The 25,486-nt window shown below is 61.5% G+C and carries 24 protein-coding genes; 15 read left to right on the top strand and 9 right to left on the bottom strand.

The features are described from left to right. On the bottom strand, window positions 1–1,008 hold the full coding sequence (locus J2J98_RS28070; RefSeq protein WP_207604109.1) for an AraC family transcriptional regulator: 1,008 nt from the start codon (window positions 1,006–1,008) through the stop codon (window positions 1–3). Window positions 1,009–1,139: 131 nt separating this feature from the next. Between J2J98_RS28070 and J2J98_RS28075 the strand changes: the two genes are divergently transcribed. The 7 genes from J2J98_RS28075 to lpdA all read left to right on the top strand — a co-directional run bounded on the left by J2J98_RS28075 (window position 1,140) and on the right by lpdA (window position 9,221). Further along, complete coding sequence (locus J2J98_RS28075) at window positions 1,140–1,907, top strand: SDR family NAD(P)-dependent oxidoreductase (RefSeq protein WP_207604110.1); 768 nt, start codon at window positions 1,140–1,142, stop codon at window positions 1,905–1,907. A 22-nt stretch (window positions 1,908–1,929) separates the two neighbouring features. Next, on the top strand, window positions 1,930–3,117 hold the full coding sequence (locus J2J98_RS28080; RefSeq protein ID WP_207604111.1) for an acetyl-CoA C-acyltransferase: 1,188 nt from the start codon (window positions 1,930–1,932) through the stop codon (window positions 3,115–3,117). Between the two features lie 18 nt (window positions 3,118–3,135). After that, entirely contained in the window at window positions 3,136–4,263 is a 1,128-nt protein-coding gene (locus J2J98_RS28085) for an acyl-CoA dehydrogenase family protein (RefSeq protein ID WP_207604112.1), read from the top strand. Between the two features lie 62 nt (window positions 4,264–4,325). Next, the gene (locus J2J98_RS28090; RefSeq protein ID WP_207604113.1) at window positions 4,326–5,558 is read left to right on the top strand and encodes a 3-methyl-2-oxobutanoate dehydrogenase (2-methylpropanoyl-transferring) subunit alpha; all 1,233 of its coding nucleotides are present in this window, start codon (window positions 4,326–4,328) and stop codon (window positions 5,556–5,558) included. Between the two features lies 1 nt (window position 5,559). Further along, the gene (locus J2J98_RS28095; RefSeq protein ID WP_207604114.1) at window positions 5,560–6,573 is read left to right on the top strand and encodes an alpha-ketoacid dehydrogenase subunit beta; all 1,014 of its coding nucleotides are present in this window, start codon (window positions 5,560–5,562) and stop codon (window positions 6,571–6,573) included. A gap of 3 nt (window positions 6,574–6,576) precedes the next feature. After that, window positions 6,577–7,821, top strand: a complete 1,245-nt coding sequence (locus tag J2J98_RS28100; protein WP_207604115.1) for a dihydrolipoamide acetyltransferase family protein — start codon at window positions 6,577–6,579, stop codon at window positions 7,819–7,821. A gap of 2 nt (window positions 7,822–7,823) precedes the next feature. Beyond that, window positions 7,824–9,221: a dihydrolipoyl dehydrogenase gene (lpdA, locus tag J2J98_RS28105; RefSeq protein ID WP_207604116.1), complete on the top strand. Its 1,398-nt coding sequence runs from the start codon at window positions 7,824–7,826 to the stop codon at window positions 9,219–9,221. 193 nt (window positions 9,222–9,414) lie between these two features. Here the strand turns inward: lpdA and J2J98_RS28110 are convergent, their stop codons facing one another. From J2J98_RS28110 to J2J98_RS30610, 3 genes are read right to left on the bottom strand one after another with little or no spacing between them, the layout of a single operon-like run. Continuing rightward, window positions 9,415–10,176 carry a slipin family protein gene (locus J2J98_RS28110; protein WP_064695215.1) on the bottom strand — a complete coding sequence of 254 codons (762 nt, stop codon included), beginning with the start codon at window positions 10,174–10,176 and terminating at the stop codon, window positions 9,415–9,417. A gap of 28 nt (window positions 10,177–10,204) precedes the next feature. Beyond that, window positions 10,205–11,533, bottom strand: a complete 1,329-nt coding sequence (locus J2J98_RS28115) for an NfeD family protein (RefSeq protein ID WP_246569491.1) — start codon at window positions 11,531–11,533, stop codon at window positions 10,205–10,207. Further along, on the bottom strand, window positions 11,490–11,663 hold the full coding sequence (locus tag J2J98_RS30610) for a hypothetical protein (protein WP_246569497.1): 174 nt from the start codon (window positions 11,661–11,663) through the stop codon (window positions 11,490–11,492). Before J2J98_RS30610 ends, J2J98_RS28115 begins: the two co-directional genes overlap by 44 nt. A gap of 504 nt (window positions 11,664–12,167) precedes the next feature. Between J2J98_RS30610 and ugpB the strand changes: the two genes are divergently transcribed. From ugpB to J2J98_RS28155, 8 genes are all read left to right on the top strand, one after another. Continuing rightward, window positions 12,168–13,490 carry a sn-glycerol-3-phosphate ABC transporter substrate-binding protein UgpB gene (ugpB, locus tag J2J98_RS28120; RefSeq protein WP_207604118.1) on the top strand — a complete coding sequence of 441 codons (1,323 nt, stop codon included), beginning with the start codon at window positions 12,168–12,170 and terminating at the stop codon, window positions 13,488–13,490. A gap of 62 nt (window positions 13,491–13,552) precedes the next feature. Continuing rightward, entirely contained in the window at window positions 13,553–14,437 is an 885-nt protein-coding gene (ugpA, locus tag J2J98_RS28125) for a sn-glycerol-3-phosphate ABC transporter permease UgpA (RefSeq protein ID WP_207604119.1), read from the top strand. Between the two features lie 12 nt (window positions 14,438–14,449). Continuing rightward, window positions 14,450–15,298 carry a sn-glycerol-3-phosphate ABC transporter permease UgpE gene (gene ugpE / locus J2J98_RS28130; RefSeq protein WP_064709422.1) on the top strand — a complete coding sequence of 283 codons (849 nt, stop codon included), beginning with the start codon at window positions 14,450–14,452 and terminating at the stop codon, window positions 15,296–15,298. A 1-nt stretch (window position 15,299) separates the two neighbouring features. Beyond that, window positions 15,300–16,346 (top strand): sn-glycerol-3-phosphate ABC transporter ATP-binding protein UgpC, encoded by a 1,047-nt coding sequence (gene ugpC, locus J2J98_RS28135; RefSeq protein ID WP_207604120.1) that lies wholly within the window; start codon window positions 15,300–15,302, stop codon window positions 16,344–16,346. Window positions 16,347–16,405: 59 nt separating this feature from the next. Next, the gene (locus J2J98_RS28140) at window positions 16,406–17,155 is read left to right on the top strand and encodes a glycerophosphoryl diester phosphodiesterase (protein WP_207604121.1); all 750 of its coding nucleotides are present in this window, start codon (window positions 16,406–16,408) and stop codon (window positions 17,153–17,155) included. Between the two features lie 9 nt (window positions 17,156–17,164). Beyond that, on the top strand, window positions 17,165–17,950 hold the full coding sequence (locus J2J98_RS28145; protein WP_207604122.1) for a DeoR/GlpR family DNA-binding transcription regulator: 786 nt from the start codon (window positions 17,165–17,167) through the stop codon (window positions 17,948–17,950). Continuing rightward, window positions 17,947–18,741 (top strand): HAD-IIB family hydrolase, encoded by a 795-nt coding sequence (locus J2J98_RS28150; RefSeq protein WP_207604123.1) that lies wholly within the window; start codon window positions 17,947–17,949, stop codon window positions 18,739–18,741. The genes J2J98_RS28145 and J2J98_RS28150 overlap by 4 nt, the downstream gene beginning before the upstream one ends. A gap of 82 nt (window positions 18,742–18,823) precedes the next feature. After that, on the top strand, window positions 18,824–19,357 hold the full coding sequence (locus J2J98_RS28155) for an NUDIX hydrolase (protein WP_207604124.1): 534 nt from the start codon (window positions 18,824–18,826) through the stop codon (window positions 19,355–19,357). 95 nt (window positions 19,358–19,452) lie between these two features. Here J2J98_RS28155 and J2J98_RS28160 read toward each other — a convergent pair whose 3' ends face one another. The 5 genes from J2J98_RS28160 to J2J98_RS28180 are packed head-to-tail and all read right to left on the bottom strand — an operon-like array spanning window position 19,453 to window position 25,485. Next, entirely contained in the window at window positions 19,453–20,367 is a 915-nt protein-coding gene (locus J2J98_RS28160; protein WP_207604125.1) for an ABC transporter permease, read from the bottom strand. After that, window positions 20,364–21,464, bottom strand: coding sequence for an ABC transporter permease (locus J2J98_RS28165; RefSeq protein ID WP_207604126.1), 1,101 nt, complete (start codon window positions 21,462–21,464; stop codon window positions 20,364–20,366). Before J2J98_RS28165 ends, J2J98_RS28160 begins: the two co-directional genes overlap by 4 nt. Further along, on the bottom strand, window positions 21,461–22,981 hold the full coding sequence (locus J2J98_RS28170; protein ID WP_207604127.1) for an ABC transporter ATP-binding protein: 1,521 nt from the start codon (window positions 22,979–22,981) through the stop codon (window positions 21,461–21,463). The genes J2J98_RS28165 and J2J98_RS28170 overlap by 4 nt, the downstream gene beginning before the upstream one ends. A gap of 3 nt (window positions 22,982–22,984) precedes the next feature. Continuing rightward, entirely contained in the window at window positions 22,985–24,085 is a 1,101-nt protein-coding gene (locus J2J98_RS28175; protein WP_207604128.1) for a BMP family ABC transporter substrate-binding protein, read from the bottom strand. Between the two features lie 20 nt (window positions 24,086–24,105). Then, window positions 24,106–25,485 (bottom strand): amidohydrolase, encoded by a 1,380-nt coding sequence (locus tag J2J98_RS28180; RefSeq protein WP_207604129.1) that lies wholly within the window; start codon window positions 25,483–25,485, stop codon window positions 24,106–24,108. Between the last annotated feature and the right edge of the window lies 1 nt (window position 25,486).

The raw sequence follows: 25,486 nt of genomic DNA on the forward strand, positions 1-25,486 counted from the left end.
CTAGGTTGAATTCTCCGCTTCCTCTCGTCGGAAAGCCTCGGGGCTTTTGCCCATCCATTTCCGGAAGGCCCGAAAGAAGGCGCTGGGTTCGGAATAGCCGAGCTGCACGGCGATCTCGCCGATCGTTTTCGAGGTATTCAGCAGTAGCTCGACAGCGAGGTCCCGGCGGATGTCGTCCTTGATCGCGGCATAGCTTTGTCCCTCGTCGTGCAGGCGGTGGCGCAACGTCGAAGGCCGCGTGCGCATATCGGCGGCGAGTTCGGCGAAGCTGCGCCACATGACTGGCGTCGCCTGGCCTAAGCGCCGGCGGACGGCGGCGGCGACGCCGGCATCGTAGCGGTATCGAACCAGAATATTCGCGGGCGCGCCACGCAGGAACTGCTTTAGCGCCTGTTCGCTGCGTGAGATCGGCAGGTCAAGCATGGCGCTGTCGAAACCGAGCCGGCTGATCGGTTGCGAGAAGCGCACCGGTGCGCCGAAGAAAAGCCGGTAGTCAGCGCCTTGCTTCGGCTCGGCGCAGCGGAAATCGACGAGCCGGATCGGGATACGGCGGCCGACCAGCCAGCAGGTGATGCCGTGGAGGATGATCCAGTAGGTGCGGTAAGCGAAGGCCGAGCGCGGGCTGCCGGTGTCCCTGAGCTCGACCTCCGCCAGGCCCTCGCGGATGACGAGCCTCCCTCTGGGATCGTCGAGCACGACATCGAGAAAGCGCAGCGCCCGGCGTAGTGCATGGCCCAGCGTCGGCGCGTGCAGCACGCAGTGGCAGAGCAGCGTGAAGCTACCGCTGCGCATCGGTCGGCCGCCCATGCCGAAGAATTCGTCGTCGAGCTCGGCGGCGATCGTCAGCCAGAGCCCGCCATAGGTCTCGGCAGACACCGGCTGATCGACGACCGCCGGCAGGCCGACCCGCGCAAGGATTGGCGCCGTCGGCTTGCCGAGCCTCCGCAGGCTGTCGAGCGCCTCCTCGACGAAGCCCGGTGCGATCATGCGTCGCTCGATCTCGGCCATCCTAACTCCGCTATGGCAAAACTGGCCGAAATAATGGAGCAGTTCTGTCATCGCTTGCAATAGGTAGAGCGAATAGAATCCTGCCTGCCGGCAATTTCTGGAGGATGGCCGGCGGCGAGGAGAAGAGATCCATGCTGATCCGCGGCGCAAGTTTCATCGTGACGGGAGGCGGCTCCGGCTTGGGTGCGGCGACGGCACGCATGCTCGTCGAGGCCGGCGGGCGCGTGACGATCGCCGATCTCAATATTGAGGCGGGCGAGGGTATCGCTCGGCAGTTCGGCAGCGATGCCCGCTTCGTCAAGGCCGATGTGAGCGATGGCGAGGCGGGAGCAGCCGTGGTCGCGGGGGCTGTCGAAGCTTTCGGCAGCCTGCGCGGTCTGATCAATTGCGCCGGGGTGGCGCCGGCCGAAAAGGTGATCGGCCGTGATGGGCCACACCGCGTGGAGAGTTTCGCGCGCACCGTCGGCATCAATCTTATCGGCACCTTCAACATGATCCGGCTTGCCGCCGCCGCGATCCAAACTGCGGAGCCGGATGGCGAAGGCGAACGCGGCGTGATCGTCAATACGGCCTCGGTTGCCGCCTTCGACGGCCAGATCGGCCAGGCGGCCTATGCCGCCTCCAAGGGTGGGGTGGCGGCGATGACCTTGCCGATTGCCCGCGAGCTCGCCCGTCACGGCATCCGCGTCGTGTCGATTGCGCCCGGCATCTTCGAGACGCCGATGATGGCGGGCATGCCGGCGGAGGTTCAGGCAGCACTCAGCCAGAGCGTGCCCTTTCCGCCGCGGCTCGGCCGGCCGGCGGAATTTGCTGCGCTGGTGCGCCATATCTTTGAAAACAACATGCTGAACGGCGAGGTCATCCGCCTCGACGGCGCATTGCGGATGGGCGCGCGTTGAGCGTCTGGCCCAAGGAGGAAAGATGGCATTGCAGGACCCTATCGTCATCGTCGGTGCGGCGCGCACGCCGATCGGCAGCTTCCAGGGAGAGCTGAAGGAGGCGACAGCGCCGGAGCTTGGAGCAACGGCGATCCGCGCCGCACTTGAGCGCAGCCGCGTTGCGGCCGAGGCGATCGAGGAGGTCGTCTTCGGCTGCGTCCTGCCGGCAGGCCTTGGCCAGGCGCCGGCGCGCCAGGCGGCGATCGGCGCCGGCCTGCCCTTCGCGACAGGGGCGAGCACCGTCAACAAGATGTGCGGTTCGGGCATGAAGGCGGTCATGATTGCACACGACCTGATCGCCGCCGGCAGCGCTTCGATCGCGGTCGCAGGCGGCATGGAAAGCATGACAAACGCGCCCTATCTCCTTGACAAGGCCCGTGGTGGCTACAGGCTCGGCCATGGGCGTGTCGTGGATCACATGTTCCTCGACGGGCTGGAGGATGCTTATGACAAGGGGCGCTTGATGGGCAGCTTCGCGGAGGATTGCGCCGAGGCCTATCAGTTCACGCGCGAGGCGCAGGATAGTTACGCTATCGCTTCTTTGACGCGGGCGCAGAAGGCGATCGCGCAGGGCAGTTTTGAAAGCGAGATCGTGCCGGTCACGGTCAGGTCGGGGAAAGCCGTGCAGGTGGCGAGCCGCGACGAACAGCCGGGCAGGGCGAAGCTCGACAAGATCCCGACCCTGAAGCCCGCCTTCCGAGACGACGGCACGGTGACCGCGGCAAATTCCAGCTCGATCTCCGACGGCGCGGCAGCGCTCGTGCTGATGCGCCGCTCCGAGGCGGAGCATCGCGGACTCGAACCCGTTGCTACGATCCTCGGCCATGCCACACATTCACAGGCGCCTAATCTTTTCGCTACCGCGCCGATCGGCGCGTTGCAGAAGCTCTCGGATCGGACCGGCCTGGCGCTTCCGGACGTCGACCTCTTCGAAATCAACGAGGCTTTCGCCGTCGTCGCCATGGCGGCGATGCGCGACCTCGACCTGCCGCATGAAAAGGTCAATGTGCATGGCGGCGCCTGCGCGCTCGGCCATCCGATCGGCGCATCGGGAGCCCGGATTCTGGTGACGCTGCTTGCAGCAATGGAGCGCTACGACCTGAAGCGTGGCATGGCGGCACTTTGCATCGGCGGCGGCGAGGCGACGGCCGTCGCCATCGAACGGCATTAGCGGGAAGGGAGAAGCCATATGATCCTTTCCGAACTCCAGCAGCAGATTTCGGATCTCGCCCGCGATTTCGCCCGCGACCGGCTGGCGCCGGGGGCGGCCAAACGCGACCGGGAGCACCTCTTTCCGCGAGAGGAACTGAGGGAGATGGGCGAACTCGGGCTGCTCGGCATGCTGGTACCGGAAGCCTATGGCGGCTCGGATACGGGTGTCCTCGCCTATGCCGCGGCACTTGAGGAGATTGCCGCGGGCGACGGACCCTGTTCGACGATCATGAGCGTGCACAGTTCCGTCGGTTGCGTGCCGATCCTGAAATTCGGCACCGAGGAGCAGCGGCAGCGCTTCCTGCCGAAGCTTGCGACCGGCGAATGGATCGGCGGCTTTGCGCTCACCGAGCCACAGGCCGGTTCCGATGCCTCGAACCTGAAGACCCGGGCGCGGCGTGACGGCAACGACTACGTGCTCGACGGCGCCAAGCAGTTCATCACTTCGGGCAAGAACGGCGATGTCATCATCGTCTTTGCCGTCACCGATCCCGACGCCGGCAAGAAAGGCATCACCGCCTTCATCGTACCGACGGAGACGCCGGGTTACGAGGTAATCCGCGTCGAGGAAAAACTCGGCCTGCATTCCACCGATACCTGCCAGATCGCGTTCAACGCAATGCGCATTTCTGAGGATTTGAGGCTGGGCGCGGAGGGTGAAGGCTATCGCATCGCGCTCGCCAATCTCGAGGGCGGGCGGATCGGCATCGCGGCGCAGGCGGTCGGCATGGCGCGGGCGGCCTTCGAGGCGGCGCGTGATTACGCCAAGGAGCGCACGACTTTCGGCCGACCGATTTTTGAGCATCAGGCTGTGGCCTTCCGCCTCGCGGACATGGCGGTTCAGATCGAGGCGGCGCGACAGCTTGTCTTTCACGCCGCGTCTCTTCGGGAAACGGGACTGCCCTGCCTGTCGGAAGCGTCGATGGCGAAGCTCTTTGCCTCGGAGATGGCCGAACGGGTCTGCTCCCATGCGATCCAGATCCACGGCGGCTACGGCTACATGGCCGATTACCCGGTCGAACGCATCTATCGCGATGTGCGCATCTGCCAGATCTATGAGGGAACGAGCGATGTGCAGCGCATGGTGATTGCCCGCAATCTGTAGGAATGACATCCGGCCGCTTCCGGGGAGGGAGGCAGGGCCGGCTAAGGGAGGAAAGCAAAAACATGGTGGATTCCGCTCATCTGAGCCTGCACGTCCCCGAACCCGCCGTCCGCCCCGGCGGCCAGCCCGATTTTTCCAATGTCAAGATCGCCAAGGCCGGATCCGTTCCGCGGCCGGAGGTCGATGTCGCATCCGAGGATATCCGCGATCTCGCCTATTCGATCATTCGCGTCTTGAACCGTGACGGCGAGGCCGTCGGCCCCTGGGCGGGATCGCTCTCCGATGAGGAGCTGCTGACCGGGCTTCGCAACATGATGAAGCTGCGCGCCTTCGATGCCCGTATGCTGATGGCGCAGCGCCAAGGCAAGACGTCCTTCTACATGCAGCATCTCGGCGAGGAAGCCGTCAGCTGCGCCTTTCGCAAGGCGCTCAACAAGGGCGATATGAATTTCCCGACCTATCGCCAGGCGGGTCTCTTGATCGCCGACGACTATCCGATGGTCGAGATGATGAACCAGATCTACTCGAACGAGAGCGATCCGCTGCACGGCCGGCAGCTGCCGATCATGTATTCTTCCAAGGAGCATGGCTTCTTCACCATTTCGGGCAATCTCGCCACCCAATATGTGCAGGCCGTCGGCTGGGCGATGGCCTCGGCCATCAAGAACGACAGCCGCATTGCCGCGGCCTGGATCGGCGACGGCTCGACGGCGGAATCGGACTTCCATTCGGCGCTCGTCTTCGCCTCGACCTACAAGGCGCCGGTGATCCTCAACATCGTCAACAATCAGTGGGCGATCTCCACCTTCCAGGGAATTGCCCGCGGCGGCTCCGGCACCTTTGCCGCCCGCGGCCTCGGCTTCGGCATTCCGGCGCTCAGGGTCGACGGCAACGATTATCTCGCCGTCCATGCCGTCGCCCGCTGGGCGGCCGAACGCGCCCGGCGCAATCTCGGGCCGACGCTGATCGAACATGTCACCTACCGCGTCGGCGCACATTCGACCTCCGACGATCCGAGCGCCTATCGGCCGAAGACTGAATCGGAAGCTTGGCCGCTCGGCGATCCCGTGCTGCGGCTGAAGAAACATCTGATCGTCAAGGGCGTATGGTCGGAGGAGCGGCATGTGCAGGCCGAAGCCGAAATCATGGACGAGGTGATCGAGGCGCAGCGCCAGGCCGAGGCGCATGGCACGCTGCATGCCGGCGGCAGGCCTTCGGTGCGCGACATTTTTGAGGGCGTTTATGCCGAGATGCCGGCGCATATTCGCCGCCAGCGACAGAAGGCGGGGTACTGACATGGCCAGGATGACGATGATCGAGGCCGTGCGCAGCGCTATGGACGTCTCGATGGCGAAGGACGACAATGTCGTGGTCTTCGGCGAGGACGTCGGCTATTTCGGCGGGGTCTTCCGCTGCACCCAGGGACTGCAGGCAAAATATGGCAGGACGCGTTGCTTCGATACGCCGATCAGCGAATCCGGCATCGTCGGCACGGCAATCGGCATGGCCGCCTACGGACTGAAGCCCTGTGTCGAGATCCAGTTCGCCGATTACATGTATCCCGCCTATGACCAGTTGACGCAGGAAGCGGCCCGCATCCGCTACCGTTCCAACGGCGATTTCACCTGCCCGATCGTCGTGCGTATGCCAACGGGCGGCGGCATCTTCGGCGGCCAGACCCACAGCCAGAGCCCGGAAGCGCTCTTCACCCATGTCTGCGGATTGAAGGTGATCGTGCCTTCCAATCCCTATGACGCCAAAGGCCTGTTGATCGCGGCGATCGAAGACCCCGATCCTGTCATGTACCTGGAGCCGAAGCGGCTCTATAACGGCCCCTTCGACGGCCACCACGAGCGGCCGGTGACGCCTTGGTCGAAACACGATCTCGGCGAGGTGCCCGACGGCCATTACACGATCCCGATCGGCAAGGCCGAGGTGCGGCGGGAGGGATCGGCAGTGACTGTCATTGCCTATGGCACGATGGTGCATGTGGCGCTGGCGGCGGCCGAGGATGCCGGCATCGATGCCGAGGTGATCGATTTGAGAAGCCTGCTGCCGCTCGATCTCGATACGATCGTCAAATCGGTCACCAAAACCGGGCGCTGCGTCGTCGTCCATGAGGCGACCTTGACGTCGGGCTTCGGCGCCGAAGTCGTATCCCTGGTGCAGGAACATTGCTTCTACCATCTCGAAGCGCCGGTCGTGCGCGTCGCAGGCTGGGACACGCCTTATCCGCATGCGCAGGAATGGGACTATTTCCCTGGTCCAGGCCGGGTCGGGCGGGCGCTTGCCGAAGTCATGGAGGCCTGAGCCATGGGCGAATTCATTATCAAGATGCCCGATGTCGGGGAAGGGGTCGCCGAGGCCGAACTGGTGGAATTGCATGTGAGGCCGGGAGATCCCGTCCGCGAGGACATGGTGATCGCCGCGGTCATGACCGACAAAGCCACAGTCGAAATTCCCTCTCCCGTCGATGGCACTGTCATCTGGCTCGCGGGCAGTATCGGAGACCGCATCGCGGTCAAGGCGCCGCTGGTGCGGATCGAAACGGCGGAAGGTGCCGGCGAAGCCCAACCGGTGCGGATATCGCAGGCGCCGACCGCCGAAGTGGTCAAACCGGAAATCGCGAGGCCCGTCCCGGCAGCGCCGGTCTCCGCTGCCCCGGCTGCCGCCGCCCCGCCCGTCGAAAAACCGCTTGCTGCCCCTTCCGTTCGGCTCTTTGCCAGAGAAAGCGGCGTCGATCTCAGGCAGGTGCAGGGGAGCGGGCCGGCCGGACGCATCCTGCGCGAAGATGTCGAGCAATTCCTGGTGCAAGGGGCCGCTCCTGCACTCGTCAAGGGCGGATCCGTCAAGAAGACAGCGACCGAGGAGATCAAGCTCACCGGACTGCGGCGGCGCATCGCGGAAAAGATGGTGCTTTCCACCTCGCGCATTCCCCACATCACCTATGTGGAGGAGATTGATATGAGCGCGCTGGAGGAGCTGCGCGCCACCATGAACGGCGACCGCCGGGAAGGCCATCCGAAGCTGACGGTACTGCCCTTCCTGATGCGGGCGCTGGTGAAAGCCATTGCCGAGCAGCCTGAGGTCAACGCCACTTTCGACGACGATGCCGGCATCATCACGCGCTATAGCGCCGTGCATATCGGCATCGCCACGCAGACGCAGGCCGGTCTGACCGTGCCTGTCGTGCGGCATGCGGAAGCGCGCGGCATCTGGGATTGCGCCGCCGAGATGGCCCGGCTGGCGGATGCGGCGCGTTCGGGCACCGCGACGCGCGACGAGCTTTCCGGCTCCACCATCACCATCAGCTCGCTCGGCGCGCTCGGCGGCATCGTTTCGACGCCCGTCATCAATCATCCCGAGGTGGCGATCATCGGCGTCAACAAGATCGCCACACGGCCGGTCTGGGACGGCACGCAGTTCGTGCCGCGCAAGATGATGAACCTCTCCTCCAGCTTCGACCACCGCATCATTGATGGCTGGGACGCGGCGACCTTCGTCCAGCGCATCCGCACGCTCATCGAAACGCCGGCGCTCATTTTCATCGAAGGCTGACCATGAAAGAGATTGTCTGCAAGCTCCTCGTCATCGGCGCCGGTCCGGGCGGCTACGTCTGTGCCATCCGCGCCGGACAGCTCGGCATCGATACCGTCATCGTCGAAGCGGGCAAGCCGGGCGGCACCTGCCTGACGGTCGGCTGCATTCCCTCCAAGGCGCTGATCCATGCGGCCGAAGAATTCGACGCCACGCGGAAAATGCTGGCTGGCAAGAACCCGATGGGCATCCGCGTCGAAGGCGCCTCGATCGATCTCGCAAGGACGATCGCCTGGAAGGACGGCATTGTCGGCCGGCTCACAGGCGGCGTTTCGGGTTTGTTACAGAAGGCGCGGGTGAAGATCGTCCATGGCCGCGCCCACTTCCGTGACGGCAAGACGGTGGAGGTGGAGACCGAAACCGGCCAGCAGGTCATCCGCGCCGAGACCGTGGTGATCGCCACCGGTTCCGATCCGGTGGAGTTGACAAATCTGCCTTTCGGCGGCCGCGTCATTTCCTCGACCGAGGCGCTGTCGCTGATTGAACTGCCGAAAAGGCTCGTCGTGGTCGGCGGCGGTTATATCGGGCTCGAACTCGGGATGGCCTTTTCGAAAATGGGCTCGGAGGTAACCGTCGTCGAGGCGACGCCGCAGGTGCTGCCGCTCTATGATGCAGAGTTGGTGCGTCCCGTCATGCGCAAGCTGACCGAGAGCGGCATCCGAGTGCTGACGGGTGCAAAGGCGATAGGTCTTGCCTATGATGGCGAGGCATTGATCGTTGAAACCTCAGACGGCCGGCGTGAGACACTGCCGGCGGATCGCATCCTTGTCACTGTCGGCCGCCGCCCCCGAACGGCAGGTTCCGGTCTTGAGGAGCTCGAGCTCGACCGCGCCGGTCCGTATCTGAGGATCGACGATCGTTGCCGCACCTCGATGCGCGGCATCTATGCGATCGGCGATGTCACCGGCGAGCCGATGTTGGCGCATCGGGCGATGGCGCAAGGGGAGATGGTGGCGGAGATCATTGCGGGGAAGAAGCGGGCCTGGGATAAAAGATGCATTCCCGCCATCTGCTTTACCGATCCTGAGATCGTCAGCGTCGGCCTGTCGCCGGCGGAGGCGCGCGCGCAAGGATATGAGATCCGCACCGCCCAATTTCCGTTCAGCGCCAACGGGCGGGCGATGACGATGGTCTCTGAGGAGGGCTTCGTGCGCGTCGTCGCCCGCGCCGACACCAATCTTGTTCTCGGCCTACAGGCGGTGGGAGCCGGCGTCTCCGAGCTCTCGGCGGCTTTTGCCCTGGCGATCGAGATGGGTGCGCGCCTGGAGGACATCGCCGGCACCATCCACGCTCATCCTACCCGCAGCGAAGCGCTCATGGAAGCGGCGCTGAAAGCTTTGGGAAGCGCTTTGCACATCTGAGTCGAGCTGCCAAGACCACGAGTGGCTGCGTTCAGCCAGACCTGCCAGCTTCTTATCATCGATGGCTGTGCCGCTCTCCCCCGAATTGTTCTTCGAGCTGATCCTGCAACCGTGGCCGACTGTTTTTCTCGTGGCCTCATTTGCTCCGAGGTTGAAATCCATGCCTGGATCAATCAACGCAAGTGCCGTTCGATCACTTTGGCTTAATGGCCATCAGATTGCCCAACTCCATCGGGAAGGGAAATAAAATCGTCGAAGCCTTCTCGCTGGCGATGACGTTCAAAGTGCTCAGGTAACGAAGTTGCATCGCCTCGGGCTGTTTGGCCAGAATTTCCGCCGCTTCCAGTAGCTTCGCTGCAGCTTGCTGTTCGCCCTCGGCATTGATGACCTTTGCGCGGCGTTCGCGTTCGGCTTCCGCTTGGCGGGCGATCGCACGTATCATCGACTCGTTGATATCCACATGTTTGATCTCGACGGTGGCCACTTTAATTCCCCAAGCGTCGGTCTGAGTATCAAGGATTTCCTGAATATCCGAGTTGAGCCTGTCACGTTCTGCCAGCATTTCATCGAGATCGTGCTTGCCGAGCACCGAGCGCAACGTTGTCTGGGCAAGCTGGCTTGTTGCCATCATGAAATCCTCGACCTGTATCGTCGACTTCTCTGGGTCGATAACCCTGAAATAGATTACCGCGCTGACACGCACCGAGACATTGTCATGTGAGATGACGTCCTGGCTAGGCACATCGAGTACGCGCGTGCGCAAGTCGACCCGGATCATTTGCTGGACATAAGGCACGAGCAGAATCAAGCCGGGTCCCTTGACGCCGGTAAAGCGGCCGAGAGTGAACACGACGCCGCGTTCATATTCCCTCAGGATCTTAACCGCGGATGCGAGGACGGCGACCAAAATGAAAATGGCCACCAAATAGAAGGCAAGATCTGTAAACATATCCATGACTTCTCCTCCTGCTTCCTGAGTGTCGTCAAGTGTCCTTAGGACGGCTGGCGACCTCGAGCGCCAGCCCGTTGCGGCCGGTCACTCTGACAGGGTCACCAGCAACAAGGGGTTCGGCGGAAATCGCCTTCCAGCGTTCGCCATGCGCAATGACGTACCCGCTGAGCCCCGTCCAACTCTCAACTTTACCGGAAATGCCAATCATCTCCTCTGCGCCAGTGGCAACCTGGCGCAAGCGCGAGGTGAATGCCAGGCGAGCAACGACAAGGCTGAAGGCAAGAGTCGCAACTGCAATTGCGGCTAGTAGGGGGCGCGACACCTCCAGGCCGGGTATATCGGTATCAAACAATATGGTTGCTCCCAGGATCACGGCTACCCCGCCGCCAATGCCAAAAGCCCCGAGGCTTGGCGAATGGGCCTCAGCCACAGTCAATCCTACGCCGAGCAAAATAAGCCCAAGGCCGGCAAAACTCACCGGCAGCAATGCCAGGGCATAAAGACCGAGGAGGAGGCAGATGCCGCCGATCGTGCCAGGAAGCATTGTCCCGGGTGCGAGAAATTCGAAGATCAGGCCATAGATGCCGACCATCATCAGGATGATTGCGATGTTCGGATCGGTAATGACGGACAGCAGCCGCGTGCGCCAGTCAGGCTCGAATTCCTGCACGGCCAATCCGACGGTATCGAGCCGCACGTCCGTTTGACCGACCCGCACCACGTGCCCCTGTGCCTTTGCAAGGAGATCGGTGACATCGACTGCCATGAAATCGATCGCATGTTCGCGCACTGCCGCGGTGGATGAAAGGCTCGCAGCTTCGCGGACAGCACGCTCTGCCCAGTCGGCGTTGCGATTGCGCAATTCCGCAAGCCCGCGAATGTAAGCGACGGCATCGTTGACGGCTTTTGCTTCGAGGGCATTTCCTGGAGCTGCCGGCTGCTTGCCGCTAGGTTCGTTCGGCTTCTTTTCGGGTTCCTCATCACCGCCCAAAGGCTTGACGCCGAGCGCGATTGGTGTCGCCGCGCCGAGATTGGTGCCAGGCGCCATTACCGCTATGTGGCTTGCGTAGAGAATATAGGTGCCGGCGCTGGCAGCCCGTGCCCCGCTTGGCGCGACGAAGCTCGCGACAGGCACCGGCGAGGCAAGGATCGCGCGAATGATTTCCCGCATGGAGGTGTCAAGGCCACCTGGTGTATCCATCTGCAGGACGATCAAGACCGCTTCACGTTCGCCAGCACGCTGAATGCCTCGTACCACGTAGTCAGCTATAGCAGGCCCAATGGCGCCGTTCACCTTGAGGACGACAGACGTGCGGTCAGACGCCGACGGTGCGCCGAAGCTCCAAGCTGAAAGCAGCAAAAACAATAAAGTGAAGATTGGCGGTTGCCATCGCCAACACCTCAATCCCCGCGTGCCAATCGGCGGAACGTACATAGCATTTAATGTATGTCGGAAACTGCAAAGAAAAAGGCAGCGGGTTAAAGCTCATGTTCAAGCCGTCTGAGGCAGTCGTAAAGGGGAAGCTGGCTAAGCGCGTTTGCACGGATGCGGAGCCGCTTGGCCCATGTTTTTTGAAGGTCTCTGGCTGTCAGCGACGCGCATTCCAATGCAGCGAAGCGGTTATGGAGGCGGCGCTGAACGCTTGGCAGGCTCGTTGCATATTTCTACTCGTGTATTTCGCCACAGCGGCCATTTTGCCTTGACGTGGGCGGCACCTGGCGCGGCGGCAGATTTCTGCGGCCTCGACAGAACGATAATTCTGCTCCAACTGACATAAGACGTTCATTTGAACATTGTATTTGGACATCCGAGCGGCTGACGGCGAAATCCGTGCTGCCAATCACGCTTTGAGCCCGGAGGGGCTGTTCGCCTCCGGCCTTAGAGCGCTCAATATGTTCATTTGAACATTCGGTTGTTGTAAAGTGAAACTCGGCTGCTACCATCCCCGCGTCTGGAGCGGGAGGCTGCGGACCGAGAGAAAATGGGAGAGACCATGAACAAGATCGCTTTTTTCCTGTCCGCAGGATTGACCTGCCTGTCCTTGTCCGTTCCGGCGATGGCTGCCACGAAGATCCAGTGGTGGCATGCGATGGGCGGTGAGAACGGCGCGAAGCTGGAGCAAATTGCCAAGGGCTTCAACGCATCGCAGTCCGATTATGAAATCGTTCCGGTTTTCAAGGGCAATTACGACGAAACCCTGACGGGCGCCATTGCTGCGTTCCGCGCCAACCAACAGCCCGCCATCGTCCAGGTCTACGAAGTCGGCACCGGCACCATGATGGCGGCACAGGGCGCCATTTATCCCGTTTATGAACTGATGAAGGACGAAGGCGAGCCCTGGGACCAGAACAAGTTCATTGCGCCCGTCGTCGGCTACTACTCCGACACCAGCGGCAACGTCCTGTCTCTGCCCTTCAATTCGTCCACGCCGATCCTGTATTACAATAAGGATGTCTTCAAGAAGGCCGGGCTCGATCCCGAGACGCCGCCAAAGACCTGGGCTGAGGTGGAAGCCTTCTCGCGCACGATCATCAAGTCAGGCGCTGCCAAGTGCGGCTTCACCAGCGGCTGGATCTCCTGGATCCAGACCGAAAATCTCAATGCCCTGCACGATAAGCCTTACTCCACCAAGGCCAACGGTTTCGGCGGTCTGGATGCGGAATTCACCTTCAACAATGACCTGACGATCCGCCATTGGGGGAATCTTAAGAAATGGCAGGACGAGGGGCTCTTCAAATTCGGCGGACCGGTCGGCGGCGATAACGCGCCTCCGATGTTCTACTCTCAGGAATGCGCGATGTACATGAACTCGTCCGCCGGCCGGGCCGGCGTCATCAACAACGCCAAAGCTTTCAAAGTCGGTTTTGCGCCGCTTCCCTATTATGACGACGTCATCAAGCAGCCGCTCAACTCGATCATCGGCGGCGCCACACTCTGGACGCTGAAGGGGCGCCCGGAGGAAGAATATAAGGGTGTGGCAAAATTCTACACCTATCTGCAGAAGCCGGAAGTTCAGGCCGACTGGCATCAGTTCTCAGGGTATCTTCCGATCACCGAGGCTGCCTATAAGCTGAGCCAGGAGCAGGGATATTACGAAAAGAATCCCGGCGCAGATGTCGGTATCAAGCAGTTGACACGCGTGACGCCGACCGAAAATTCCAAGGGCATCCGGTTCGGCAACTACGTGCAGGTCCGCGGCATCATCGATGACGAATTCGCGGCATTGCTGGGCGGAAAGAAGACCGCGAAGGAAGCGGTTGATTCCGTCGTCGCACGCGGCAATCAGCAGCTTCGCGATTTCGAAGCTGCCAATTAAGGGCTCAAGGCAGGGGCGGCAAAACCGGCGCCCCTGCCTTCTCCGTCATTCTGTGAGGGCCCATGCAAACGAAACGGACCGTCTTTCCCAATAAGGTTTTGCCTTATCTGCTTATCGCTCCCCAGCTTCTGATCACCGTCGTCTTCTTCCTCTGGCCGGCCGCAACCGCCTTTTGGCAATCATTCCTTCGCCAGGACGCGTTCGGTTTCAAAACGAACTTCGTCTGGTTCCAGAATTATCGCCGGCTCTTCGCCGACCCGCTCTATATGGATGCCTTCGGCCACACGCTGGTCTTCGCCGTCTCGGTGACGGTCCTGTCGACGATGATTGCGCTCACTCTGGCCGCCGCCGCCATGCGTGTGCTGCGGACGTCGCGCATCTATTCGACCTTGCTGATCTGGCCTTACGCGGTGGCGCCTGCGATTGCCGGCATACTCTGGTGGTTCATGTTCAACCCGTCGATCGGCATCGTCGCTTATACGCTTCGCAGCATGGGGATCAGTTGGAACCATCTGATCAACCCGGATAATGCGATGGTCCTGATCGTGATCGCCGCCACCTGGAAGCAAATTTCCTATAATTTTCTGTTTTTCCTGGCCGCGCTGCAATCCGTGCCGCGCTCGCTCCAGGAGGCCGGCGCCATCGACGGAGCCGGGCCGGTGAAGCGCTTCTGGACGATCGTATTCCCGTTGATCTCGCCGACAACTTTCTATCTGGTCGTCATCAACATCGTTTACGCAATGTTCGATACCTTCGGCATCGTTCATGCGACGACGCAAGGCGGACCGGCGCGCGCTACCGAAATTCTCGTCTACAAGGTTTACTTCGACGGTTTCATCGGCCTCAACCTGGGCTCCTCTGCAGCGCAGTCGGTCATACTCATGGTCATCGTTGTTGCTCTTACCGCGGTCCAGTTCCGCTTCGTCGAACGCCGCGTGCAATATTGAGGAGCGTCAAAGGTGGTTGAAAATCGTCCGTTCCTGAATTTCCTGGCTCACCTCGTCCTCATCCTCGGCGTCACGATCGTGATCTTCCCGGTCTACATCGCCTTCATAGCTTCGAGCCACGGCCCCAATGACTTTCTGTCCGGCGTGGTGCCGCTGATGCCGGGACCACACATCATCGAGAACTATTCGACCATGCTGTCATCGGGGATGACGAGTTCCGGCGCCCCGCCTATCGGGCCGATGCTGCTCAATTCGTTGATCATGGCCGTCGGTGTGGCCGTTGGAAAGATTGCCATTTCCATCCTTTCCGCCTTCGCCATCGTCTATTTTCGATTTCCTTTTCGCACGCTCGCCTTCTGGATGATCTTCATCACCCTGATGTTACCGGTCGAGGTGCGCATCGTGCCGACCTACAAGGTGGTCGCCGATCTCGGAATGCTGAACAATTATGGCGGGCTCATCATTCCGCTGATCGCATCCGCAACCGCGACCTTCCTGTTTCGTCAGTTCTTCCTCACCGTGCCCGATGAGTTGATGGAGGCTGCGCGCGTCGATGGCGCAGGGCCGCTGAAATTCTTCCGCGATATCCTGTTGCCGCTGTCGGTGACCAACATCGCAGCCTTGTTCATCATCCTGTTCGTGCTCGGCTGGAACCAGTATCTGTGGCCGCTCATCGTTACGACCGACCAGAGTCTCTACACCGTCGTCATGGGCATTCAGCGCATGGCCGCGGTCGCCGATGCCGAGCCGCGCTGGAATCTCGTCATGGCAGCGGTCATCCTGGCCGCGTTGCCGCCCGTCCTCGTCATCGTCGCCATGCAACGCCTTTTCGTCAAAGGCCTGGTCGAAACGGAGAAATGAAATGGCCCCGATCAATATCGTCGACGTCAAGAAAAACTATGGTTCGGTTCCTGTCGTCAAAGGCATCAGCCTGGCTGTCGAAGACGGCGAATTCATCGTGCTCGTCGGCCCTTCCGGCTGCGGCAAGTCAACCTTGCTTCGCATGATCGCGGGATTGGAGTCGATCACCGGCGGCCAGGTCGAAATCGACGGCCGCAACGTCAACAAGGCGGAACCGGCCGAGCGCGATATCGCCATGGTGTTCCAGAATTATGCGCTTTATCCGCATATGACCGTGCGCGGAAACCTTGAATATGGCTTGAAGAACCGCGGCACGCCGCGCGCGGAAATCGATCGCCGCGTCAAAGAGGCTGCCGACATCCTCGAAATCGGTCCGATGCTGGATCGCAAGCCGCGCGAATTGTCGGGCGGACAGCGCCAGCGCGTCGCGATGGGACGGGCCATCGTGCGTGAACCGGCGGCCTTTCTTTTCGACGAGCCTCTGTCCAATCTCGATGCCAAGCTGCGCGTCCAGATGCGGGTCGAAATACGCCGGCTGCAGCGCCGGCTGAGGACCACCAGCATCTACGTTACCCATGACCAGCTCGAGGCGATGACGCTTGCCGACAGGCTCGTCGTCATGAATGGCGGACTGGTCGAACAAGTGGGAACGCCGGTCGAAGTATACGACCGTCCGGCAAGTTTGTTCGTTGCCGGTTTCATCGGCTCGCCGCCGATGAACCTCGTGCCGATCGAGGTGCTGGGTGTAGCCGATGCCGGGGATGCCCTGGCATTGCCAGACGAGACTGACATCGTCGGTCTCAGGCCAGATGCTCTTCTCATATCAAAGCCCGCCGAGCCTTCCGTTCGTCTGAACGCCATTGTCGAGTTGCTCGAGCCGATCGGCGGCGAAAGCCACCTGCATGTCAGACTGGGGGAGGGCCAGCAGACGGTCGTCCTGACGGTTCAGGGTCGGCCGGACTTCGCCGAGACTGCCGGGATCGAGATCTTCGCGCGGATCGATCAGATACATCCCTTCAACAGCAAGACTGGACGACGAACGGACTGAAACGGCCGGATTGCCCGATCCGACATCTGCAGCGTCGAAAAGTGAGGAAAGAGAAAGACATGCTAAAGTCAGAACCGCGATCCGGCCCCGGCCGCAGTGAGGTTCAAGCACATCGAGGCGCATCCGCTGTCGCGCCCGAAAACACGATCGCCGCTTTTCGGGCGGCTGCCGACCAGGGTGCCGAATGGGTCGAACTCGACGTCGCGCTCCTTGGCGATGGAACCGCGGTCGTCATCCACGACGGCTCGGTCGACCGTTGTTCGTCATCGACCGGCAAGCTCAGCGATCTCACCGCATCCGACCTGCAGAAGATCGACGCCGGCGCGTGGTTCGATCCGCGCTTCAAGGGCGAACCCCTGCCGACCCTGGCCCAGGTCCTGACCGCATTGGGTGAGCTGGGGCTGAACGCCAATGTCGAGATCAAGCAGCACGCGCATCACAATTCTCTCGACCAGCTGGTGAAAACCGTTGACGAACATCTGAAGGCGCGCGCGCCGCAGACCAGGATCATGATATCGAGCTTCGACGCGGCGGCGCTCAGGCGCATGCACGAAATCGATCCGAGTTACGAGCTTGCGATGCTGTGGAGCAAACTGCCGGATGACTGGAGTGACGTTCTCCAATCCATTCCCGCGGGAACGGTCCACCTTGGATACAAGTCTCTCAGCGTCGGATTCCTCGAGGAGGCGGCGCAGCGGGGGATCAAGGTCCGGGCGTGGACCTGCAATGACCCAAACCTCCTCGCATCTTTTTGGCCTGTCGGCTTGACCGGTGTGATAACAGACGACCCAAGTGTCTATCTCTCGTAAGGAATAGCGATGGGCCAGCGGGTCATATCGAGCCGACAACGCGAAATACTTGCGCTGATCGAAACCGAAGGTGTCCAGTATATCGATGATCTGGCGCGCCGGTACGATCTGACGACCCAGACAATCCGCCGTGATATCAACGCCCTGTGTGATCTCGGGCACGCCCGCCGCTTTCACGGCGGTGTGGGTGTGCCGGTCGAAGGCAGCAATATCTCCCTCAACGCTCGCGCCCAACTGAACCGGCGCGCCAAGCGGCTGATCGCCAAGCGGGTCGCCGCCGATATCGGCGCGGATGCGACGGTATTCCTGGGGATCGGCAGCACGGTTCAATTCGTGGCAGAGGCGTTGCGCGATCACCAGGGGCTGACCGTTATCACCAATAACATCCATGTCGCTCTGACCCTTTGCGAATCACCGAGTGTCGAGGTCCATCTCACCGGCGGCCTGCTGCGCCATGACGATCGCGATGTCGTGGGCAGCGATGTGATCAAATTCGTGGAAAAATTCTATGCGACCTATGCAGTCGTCGGTGCCGGTGCGCTGAGCCCGGTGAACGGCCTGATGGACTTCAGCTATAGCGAGGCGCAGATCACCAACGCGCTTCTGGAGAATTCGCAAACGCGGCTCCTGGCTGCAGACGTCAGCAAGTGGACCCGCCATGCGGCGGTGCGCGTGGCACCTTTCAATAAAATAACCCGCTTTTACACGGATCGGCTGCCGGCCGATCCGTCCGTCGCCAGTGTGCTCGCCGATAGCAGCATGGAGGTGGTAACCTGCGGCGAGGACTTGACATGACCTTCGTTAATCTGGCGCCCTCTGCACATGAATTGCAGCATGTGCGTTATCTCCTCACCGATATCGACGACACGCTGACGACAGAGGGTAAACTTCTGCCGCGCACCTATGACGCCCTTTGGGAACTCAGCCGGGCCGGCATCGCCGTCGTGCCGGTCACGGGTGGTTCAGCCGGCTGGTGCGAACACATCATCCGTGCCTGGCCCGTTGCCGCGGTCATCGGCGAAAGTGGTGCTTATGCCGTTACGCGCCGCGGCGGCCAGGTTGTTTTCGATTTCTGGGAGAGCCGCGCAACGCAGGGCGAGCGTCAACGTCAGCATCTGGAGGCAATCGAAAGACTGATCTCGGAAAGGGGGGACACATTCAAGATCGCTCACGACCAGGTGTTCCGCCTGGCTGACGTGGCAATCGACATTCAAGGTCATGAAGCGCAGGCTGTCGAAGATCTGGCATCCGATATCAGGGCAATCGGCGGGACCGTCGCCATCAGTTCCATCCACATCAACACCTGGATTGGCGATTATGACAAACGCGCCATGAGCGAGCGCGTCCTGACAAGCTTATTCGGGGTCGACCCCGTAGAATTGCCATCCGTCACGGCGTTCGTCGGCGATTCTCGAAACGATGCGCCGATGTTCGGCTTCATCCGAAACTCTTTCGGCGTCGGCAATATCCTTCCTGTTCTTCCGCATCTGCAGCATGTGCCGAGATGGATCTCCTCCCAGCCCGCGGGACTTGGTTTTGCCGATATTGCCGGGACAATCCTGAATGCCAGGACCACAGGCCAATGAAGCGCCGGCGGGCTGAGAGCGAAAGAAGTAAGTGCCACAAGAAACCAGGCCCGGCCACGGGATGAATTGAAACCGGACCGCCATGAAACCTATAAAGCGACGCAGCAAGACTCGGCCAGACAAGTCTCAGCCATTGCTGCGTCAGCTCGCGGCGGTTCCTGCGAAGTTATTTGCCGGCGCGTTCCGCCAACAGTATGGCGCCCTCTGTTTTCGCTATTGCAATGGCGGACCGAAGATCGAAATCCTGGTCATCACGTCGCGCGAGCGCGCGCGCTGGGTTATACCGAAGGGGTGGCCGATGAAAGGGAAGAAGCCATTCGAAGCGGCGGCGGTAGAAGCCTGGGAGGAGGCAGGCGTGCGCGGAGCTGTGAGGAAGAAACCTGTTGGCCGCTATACTTATCTGAAAGAACTTGACGACGGCGATGTGGCGCCATGCATTGTCGACGTGTTTCAGATTGAAGTGACCGAACTCAGCAATGACTTTAAGGAGCACGGTCAGCGTATTCTCGAATGGGTCAGCCCGGATGAAGCGGCGCGACGCGTCCGGGAGGTCGAACTCAAGTCGCTGCTCGTCGAATTTGAAGCGCGGGGTCGCAAGAAATCCGACCTCGAGTGACGTGGGATCCCTTGCCCTGCTTCGGCAGTTCGTGATCGCCTTCCCGAAAGCAAGTTGACGCTGCTCTCAGCTGTCATCGGCTCCGACGGGCGTCATCATGATCGCTCGAACGGCTCGCCGAGCGAGGCGACGCCGTTGAGTTTGAGCAGGCGGCGATCCGCCGAAATGATGCCGAGCACGATGATCGTCACCAGATAGGGCAGGCATGCGAGCAGCTGCGACGAGACGTCGAGGCCGGTTGCCTGGGCGGCAAGCCCCATCAGCGATACTGCGCCGAACAGGCATGCGCCCACAAAGATGCGGCCGGTCAGCCAGGTTCCGAAGACCACCAGAGCAATCGCAATCCAGCCGCGGCCGGCGATCATCCCATCGGCCCAGAGCGGCGTGTAGATCGTCGCTGCATAGGCGCCCGCAAAGCCCGCCATCATGCCACCGACCGCGACCGCGGCGAAGCGGATGGCGATGACCGGATAGCCGATAGCATGCGCCGCTTTCGGGTTTTCGCCGACGGCGCGGATGACCAGGCCAACCTTGCCGTAGGCAAACATCGCCCAGATGGCGACCGTCACGAGCAGAGAAAGCCAGACGACGATATCCTGGCTAAACAGGCCGCCGAGGACGGGAATATCGGAGAGACCGGGAATGGAAATTTTCGGCAGGGCTTTGACCGTCAGGCTCTCATAGGTCTTGCCGAACAGCGCCGACAGGCCCTGTCCGAGAATGCCGATCGCGAGCCCGGTTGCGACCTGGTTTGCGTTGAAGCCGAGGACGACCGCCGCAAAGACCAGGGACAACAGAGCGCCGCCGAGACCGGCGGCGAGAAAGGCCAGAAAATGGCCGCCGCCATGAAAGACGATGATGAAGGCGATGACGGCGCCAAATGCCATCAGCCCCTCGACGCCGAGGTTGAGAACGCCGGCACGCTCGGCGACAAGTTCTCCGAGGGCGGCCAGCAGAAAGGGCGTCGCAGCCGCCAGCATGCCGGCCAGAACGAACTCGACGGCATTCATGTCGGGCTCCTCATCGCTGCAGGCCGCCAGGCAAGTCGATAGCGCGCGAAGGCGATGGCCACCAGATAGGCAAGGAGCAGGCTGCCCTGGAAAACCCGGACCGCCGCAACCGGCAAATTGGCGGAGACCATGGCGTTGTCGCCGCCGATGTAGAGCGCGGACATGACGACCGCTGAGATTACGATGCCGATCGGGTGCAGACCGCCGAGATAGGCGACGATAATCGCCGCATAGCCGTATCCGGTTGAGATCGAGCGTTGCAGCTGGCCGAGAGGGCCGGCGACTTCGGCTGCACCGGCAAGACCGGCTGCAGCTCCACCGATCAGCAGCGAAAGCCAGATTGCCCAGCTTTCCCGGAAGCCGGCATAGCTTGCCGCGCGCGGCGCCAGTCCGCCAACCTGCAATTTGTAGCCGATGAAGCTCTTCTGCATGAAGACCCAAGCGGCGATCGAGAGGAGAACGGCGAGGATGAGCGCGACATTGACGCGCGTTCCCTCGATCAGGATTGGCACCATCGCGTCATATTGGAACATGACGGACTGTGGGAAGTTGAAGCCGTTCGGATCCTTCCAGGGGCCGAGCAGCAGATAATTGAGGAGCTGCACGGCGACAAAACTCAGCATCAGCGAAACGAGAATTTCGTTGGCATTGAGCCTGACGCGCCAAAAGGCGGTGAGTGACGCCCAGAATGCGCCGCCCATCGCACCGAACAGCAGCATTGCCGGCCAGATCCATTGGCCGGTTGCGTCGGGCCACCAGATCGGAATGGCGGAGGCGAAGATCGCACCAAGGACGAATTGTCCTTCGGCACCGATATTGAAGACCTTGGCACGGAAGCCGATCGCCAGCCCCTGCGCTATGAGGAGCAGCGGACCGGTCTTCAGCAGCACTTCCGAAAACGACGCCCACGAGAAGAAGGGCTCGATCAGCATCGCATAGACGACCGCAGTCGGATCGCGCCCCATGACGACGTAAAGTCCGAGGTTGAGAATGACGGTGACGATGAGGGCTATGGGCGGAGCCAGGAGGGTGGCGGCAAGCGATGCCCGCTCCCGGCGGACCAGAATGGGCAGCGCGGCGAGGAAGGGTCTGCTCATGCGGTGGCTTTCTGGCGCTGCGGCTGGGCTCCAATCATGTATCGGCCGATCTCTTCCGGGTTGGTGTCACGCGTGACCAGCGGCGGGCTCAGCGTGCCATGGTGCAGGACCTGTATAAAGTCGCTCAGTTCGAACAGTTCTTCGAGCTCCTCGGAAATGACGAGGATCGCCATGCCTTCATTGCGAAGGCTCATGAGCCGCTTGCGGATTGCGGCGGCCGCGCCGATATCGACGCCCCAGGTCGGCTGGGCGAGGAAAAGAAGCTTCGGCGCCAGCATGATTTCGCGTCCGACGATGAATTTCTGTAGATTGCCGCCGGAAAGCGACCCGGCCTCTGCCCCTGGACCGCGCGTGCGCACGTCAAAGTCTCGGATGCAGTTATCGGTGAAGGCTCTCGCCCTTGCGGTATCGAGCAGGCCATGCCTGACGAGTTTCAGTGGATGGGCGGTCAGCAGGCCATTGAGGGTAAGCGACATTTCGGGAACCGCGCCGCGGCCGAGCCGATCCTCCGGGGCGAAGGCGAAACCGAGCCGCCGGCGGGCGGCAGAGTCGAGTGTGCCGACATCCTGGCCCATCATGAAAATCTGGTCGCGCTGATCTCGCGGCAACAGGGTTTCACCAGAAATCAGCGCTGCGAGTTCGCTTTGACCATTTCCCGAAATCCCGGCAATGCCGAGGATTTCGCCGGCGCGCACGGTGAGGCTGACATTGGAAAGCGGCACGGCGAAAGGATCCGCCCGGTAATCGAGCCCGACCAGTTCCAGGCGCTTTTCACCTTCGACCAGAGGCAGCGCCGGCATCGGTTCCGGCATGTCGCGGCCGATCATCATGCGAGCAAGCTCGTGGGCATCATGCTCACGGGGATCGACGTGACCGGTCACGCGTCCGCCGCGCAGGATCGTCGCGCGATCGCAGAGCGACTGGATCTCTTCCAGCTTGTGAGAGATGAACAGGATGGACACGCCACCGTCCCGCAGCCGGCGCAATGTTTCGAACAGCTTTTCCACCGCCTGCGGCGGTAGCACCGAGGTGGGCTCGTCAAGGATGAGCAGTCTCGGATCGGTCATCAGGCATCGAATGATCTCCACCCGCTGCCTTTCGCCGACGGAAAGCGAATGGACGTAGGCGCGCGGATCGACCTCAAGGCTGAACTCATGCCCGAGCTTGCGAATGCGCTCCGAAAGCTCGCTCTTTTTGCCGGACACGATCAGGCGGATGTTCTCGACGACCGTCAGGCTCTCGAACAGCGAGAAATGCTGGAAAACCATGCCGATACCGGCGCGCCTTGCCTCTGCGGGAGAGGCAAGGCTGATGGGTTGTCCATTCCAGGCGACGGTGCCGCTGTCTGGCTGCTCGACGCCGTAAATCAGCTTCATCAGGGTCGACTTGCCAGCCCCGTTTTCTCCGAGGATGGCATGGATGGATCGTGGAGCGACGTCGAGATCGATCTGCTGATTGGCATCGACCGGGCCATAGCTCTTGGTAATGCCGCGCAGCGACAGGAGCGGGCTCGGCATGGCTTACTTCGGCAATGGCGTCGTAACACCCTTGACGTGCCAATCCATCGCGACGATCTGGGCGTCCGTCAGCGTGGTCCCCGAAGCGACACCTTCGCTGCCATCAGCCTTGGTAATCGGACCGGTGAACGGCGAGAAGCTGCCATCGGCAATCTTTGTCTCGATTTCCTTGATCTTGGTCATCGTATCGGCTGGGATTGCCGGGTTCCAGTCGACGACTTCGACCACCTTGTCGGCAACGCCGAGGAAGGTGTTGGCGCCCTTGAAGGTGCCGGCAAGATGGGCGTCGACCGAGGCCTTGAAGAAAGGTGACCAGTCGGTTGCGACGCAGCCCAGATAGGTCTTCTCGGCATATTTCTTCATCGACGAGTTGAGGTTGAAGGAATAGACGCCGGCTTCCTCGCAGGCCGAGATCACCGAAGGCGTGTCCTGCGCATTGGAAAAGATGACGTCGCAACCCTGCGACATCAGCGCCTTGGTGGCTTCCTGCTCCTTGGCCGGATCGAACCAGGAATTGACCCAGACGACGGACACCTCGATATCAGGCTTGACGGCCTGCGCGCCGAGCGTGAAGGCGTTGATGGAAGTGATCAGCTCGGGAATGGCAAAGGCCGACACCGAGCCGAGTTTGCCGGTCTTGGAAACGGCCGCCGCCGCCATCCCGAGCAGGTAGGTTCCTTGAAAATATTTGGCTGCGAAGGGGGAGAAGTTTGGAGCGACCTGGAACCCTGAGGCATGCAGGACGGTCACCTTGGGATTGCGACGGGCAATCTGCAGCGCACCATTCTGGTAGCCGAAGGAGCCGGCGATCAGGAAATGGTTTCCGTCGGCGACGGTCTTGTTCATGATGCGGTCGGCGTCCGGGCCTTCGGCGATGTTCTCGATAACCGTGACCTTCACCTTGTCGCCATAGGCGGCCTTGATCGGGTCGATCCCGGCGGCAAGCGCATGGCCCCAGCCGACGTCGCCGATAGGCGAGGGAATGACGAGCGCGATGCCGAGCGGTTCGTCGGCGGCAAGCGCCGGGCGGCCGGCAAAGGCCATCGCGAGACCGGCTGCCGCCGCGCTCTTCATCAGTGTTCTGCGGGTGAGATTGTTGGACATGTCAGTTCCCTCTTTTGGTTCTAAAATCTTAAGGTTGAAAGCGCCGCTTCCGCAGCGGCGAAAAGCTGTGCCTCATCGAGCCCGACAAACTCACCGGCCTGCCAGACGATGCGCCCGTTGATCATGGTCAGATCGGTCGGCATGCCGATCCCGACCTTGGCAATCAGGCTCAACGGGTCATGGCGGGTTCCGACATAATCCATCCGCCTCGTATCGATCACGAAGAGGTCGGCGGCCATGCCGGGAGCGAGCCGGCCGATATCGCTGCGGCCAAGCAGGCTTGCGCCGCCCGTGGTCGCATAGTTCAGGAAATCGACCGGCGCTGGAACCGGATGGGCGCGTGTCGAGGCTGCCAGGCACTGCAGCATATAGGCAGAGTGGATGCAGTGCATGAGGTTGGAATTGTCGTTTGAAGCAGCGCCATCGCAGCCGAGCCCGATCCGCAGCCCGAAAGCCGACATTGCAGGAATATCCGTGACTTCGGCGCCGACCAGATAGACCGGTTCGGGGCAATGGGAGACACCCGTGCCGGTTGCCGCCATCTTGCGCAGTTCATCGTGTGTCAGCTCCCAGCAGTGAGCATAAAAACTGTCGGGCCCGGCAAAGCCGAGTTCGGTGCAGTAGTCGACCGTACGCATTCCATGCCGTGCTTGGATGACGGGACTTTCGCCTTCACCGACATGCGTGTGCAGCCGGACGCCGCGATCACGGGCGAGGGCGACCGACTCGACGAAGGTTTCGCGGTAGCAATTGACCGGCTGACAGGGGGCAACGACCACCTGCCGCATGCTGAAGGCGCCGGCATCGTGGTAGCTGTCGATCAGCCGGGCGCAATCGGCGATGAACTCGTCCGTGGTTTCCAGCATGGCGTCCGGGATCGTCGAGCCCTCGGATTTCGGCAGGGTATTGCCGCCGCGTCCGGCGTGGAAGCGCATGCCGAGAAGTTCGGCTGCCTCGAACTGGCGATCGATCAGACGCTTCCCGGCGTGCCGGGGAAAGCAATATTGATGGTCGAAAGCCGTGGTGCAGCCGTGCTTGATCATCTCGGCCATGGCCGTGACCGACGAATGATAGAAGCAATCCTCGTTCAGCCGTGAGAAGATCGGGTAGATCCGATCGAGCCATTCGATGACCGAGAGTTTCGTCCAATCGAGATCGGCCCGATTGCGCACGAAGCATTGGAAGAAGTGGTGATGGGTGTTGACGAGGCCCGGATAGACAAACCAGCCGGATGCATCCTGAATGATCGTGTCGGCAGGCAGGGCCTCCTGCGCCAGGTCCACGCCGATCGCCTGGACTGCCGGACCATTGGTCAGCAGATCGGCGTTCCGGCGCACGGCCGGTCCGCTGCCTTCGTCGACGATAATGGCCGCGCAATTCTTCAGGAGATAGCCCGCCATC

The organism is Rhizobium bangladeshense (genome assembly GCF_017357245.1).
Classification (GTDB): Bacteria; Pseudomonadota; Alphaproteobacteria; order Rhizobiales; family Rhizobiaceae; genus Rhizobium; species Rhizobium bangladeshense.

Bases quoted from the DNA above. Each gene is read 5' to 3' on its own strand.
- ugpC (WP_207604120.1), top strand. From the start codon at position 15,300: ATGGCCCCGATCAATATCGTCGACGTCAAGAAAAACTATGGTTCGGTT.
- J2J98_RS30610 (WP_246569497.1), bottom strand. From the start codon at position 11,663: ATGAGCTTTAACCCGCTGCCTTTTTCTTTGCAGTTTCCGACATACATT.
- J2J98_RS28080 (WP_207604111.1), top strand. From the start codon at position 1,930: ATGGCATTGCAGGACCCTATCGTCATCGTCGGTGCGGCGCGCACGCCG.
- J2J98_RS28075 (WP_207604110.1), top strand. From the start codon at position 1,140: ATGCTGATCCGCGGCGCAAGTTTCATCGTGACGGGAGGCGGCTCCGGC.
- J2J98_RS28085 (WP_207604112.1), top strand. From the start codon at position 3,136: ATGATCCTTTCCGAACTCCAGCAGCAGATTTCGGATCTCGCCCGCGAT.
- J2J98_RS28155 (WP_207604124.1), top strand. From the start codon at position 18,824: ATGAAACCTATAAAGCGACGCAGCAAGACTCGGCCAGACAAGTCTCAG.
- lpdA (WP_207604116.1), top strand. From the start codon at position 7,824: ATGAAAGAGATTGTCTGCAAGCTCCTCGTCATCGGCGCCGGTCCGGGC.
- J2J98_RS28180 (WP_207604129.1), bottom strand. From the start codon at position 25,485: ATGGCGGGCTATCTCCTGAAGAATTGCGCGGCCATTATCGTCGACGAA.
- J2J98_RS28160 (WP_207604125.1), bottom strand. From the start codon at position 20,367: ATGAATGCCGTCGAGTTCGTTCTGGCCGGCATGCTGGCGGCTGCGACG.
- ugpB (WP_207604118.1), top strand. From the start codon at position 12,168: ATGAACAAGATCGCTTTTTTCCTGTCCGCAGGATTGACCTGCCTGTCC.
- J2J98_RS28145 (WP_207604122.1), top strand. From the start codon at position 17,165: ATGGGCCAGCGGGTCATATCGAGCCGACAACGCGAAATACTTGCGCTG.
- J2J98_RS28100 (WP_207604115.1), top strand. From the start codon at position 6,577: ATGGGCGAATTCATTATCAAGATGCCCGATGTCGGGGAAGGGGTCGCC.
- J2J98_RS28070 (WP_207604109.1), bottom strand. From the start codon at position 1,008: ATGGCCGAGATCGAGCGACGCATGATCGCACCGGGCTTCGTCGAGGAG.
- J2J98_RS28095 (WP_207604114.1), top strand. From the start codon at position 5,560: ATGGCCAGGATGACGATGATCGAGGCCGTGCGCAGCGCTATGGACGTC.
- J2J98_RS28090 (WP_207604113.1), top strand. From the start codon at position 4,326: ATGGTGGATTCCGCTCATCTGAGCCTGCACGTCCCCGAACCCGCCGTC.
- J2J98_RS28170 (WP_207604127.1), bottom strand. From the start codon at position 22,981: ATGCCGAGCCCGCTCCTGTCGCTGCGCGGCATTACCAAGAGCTATGGC.
- J2J98_RS28140 (WP_207604121.1), top strand. From the start codon at position 16,406: ATGCTAAAGTCAGAACCGCGATCCGGCCCCGGCCGCAGTGAGGTTCAA.
- J2J98_RS28110 (WP_064695215.1), bottom strand. From the start codon at position 10,176: ATGGATATGTTTACAGATCTTGCCTTCTATTTGGTGGCCATTTTCATT.
- J2J98_RS28150 (WP_207604123.1), top strand. From the start codon at position 17,947: ATGACCTTCGTTAATCTGGCGCCCTCTGCACATGAATTGCAGCATGTG.
- J2J98_RS28175 (WP_207604128.1), bottom strand. From the start codon at position 24,085: ATGTCCAACAATCTCACCCGCAGAACACTGATGAAGAGCGCGGCGGCA.
- ugpA (WP_207604119.1), top strand. From the start codon at position 13,553: ATGCAAACGAAACGGACCGTCTTTCCCAATAAGGTTTTGCCTTATCTG.
- J2J98_RS28165 (WP_207604126.1), bottom strand. From the start codon at position 21,464: ATGAGCAGACCCTTCCTCGCCGCGCTGCCCATTCTGGTCCGCCGGGAG.